Consider the following 1,261-nt stretch of genomic DNA (forward strand, 5'->3'; position numbering starts at 1 on the left):
TGTAATCTTCCCCAAAAAGCGGAACATTTAAAAATATAGTTTTTAAATTTGGAAGACAATGAAAAACAGTAAATTTTCAGAAGTTCAGATTATTAAGATTCTATCTGAACAAAATCAAGGTAAAACAGTGAATGAGATCTGCCGGGAGCACGGCATCAGTCAGCCGACATTTTACAAATGGAAGAGTAAATATGGGGGTTTGGATGTGCAGCAACTCTCCAAAATGAAGGAACTTGAAAAGGAACTTTCGCAGTACAAAAAAATCGTAGCGGAACTTACGCTGGAAAATGTGGTGATGAAAGATGTGATCGCAAAAAAGCTTTAACACCTTCCGAGAAGCGGGAACTGGTTGTTTATTCCGGATCAGAACACGGGATAAGCACTCGGAATGCGTGTAGACTTTTTATCATAAACAGTTCGGTATTTTATTACAAGAAGAAGAAAAGCAATGAAGACGACAAGATTCGGGAGGAACTATTCTTGCTTGCAAACCAGCACCAGACCTGGGGATTTTGGACGATGCATCACCGTTTGAGAAACTTGAGTTTTGGGTGGAATCACAAGCGGGTTTACAGGATCTACAAATCGATGAAGCTGAATCTGAGAAGCAAACGTAAGAAACGGCTTCCGGCAAGGGTAAAAGAGCCTTTGCTTCGTCCTATTTATCCCAATGTAACGTGGAGTATGGATTTTATGCACGACACTTTGGAGAATGGTAAAAGCGTGAGAAGCCTTAATATCATTGATGATTTCAATAGAGAAATTTTGAATATTACCATCGATACTAGTTTGCCGTCAGCAAGAGTAGTTTCACAACTGGAACAACTGATCGACTGGCGTGGGAGACCGGAAAAAATAAGAGTTGACAACGGTCCGGAGTTTATTGCTGAAAAACTAAAAGACTGGTGCAATAAAAATGAGATTGCGCTTCATTATATTCAGCCTGGAAAACCAACACAAAACTCTTTGGTGGAGAGATTCAACAGGACTTTTCGGACAGAATTTTTAGATGTTTATCTTTTTGAGAACATTAGGCAGATGAGAAATTACTCAGAAATCTGGATGTGGATTTATAATAATGAGCGCCCTCACAAATCACTGCAATACCTCACACCAAGGGATTTTTTATTGAAATATGGAAAACTCAATCAGGGCAATATAAAAGAGTTTCCCACATTCCAACAAAATTTTAACAACGACAACAAGGAATTATTAACCAAAAACTCTACTTTTGAGTGTGTCTAAGGTGGGGAAGATTACA

At 38.6% G+C, this 1,261-nt stretch carries 1 pseudogene; it reads left to right on the top strand.

What is annotated here, in order from left to right:
* Window positions 1-58: 58 nt before the first annotated feature.
* Window positions 59-1,134, top strand: a pseudogene (locus AC27VX_RS23720) (IS3 family transposase); the annotation flags it as partial.
* Between the last annotated feature and the right edge of the window lie 127 nt (window positions 1,135-1,261).

This window comes from Chryseobacterium sp. 14P4.3.2, from assembly GCF_057799275.1.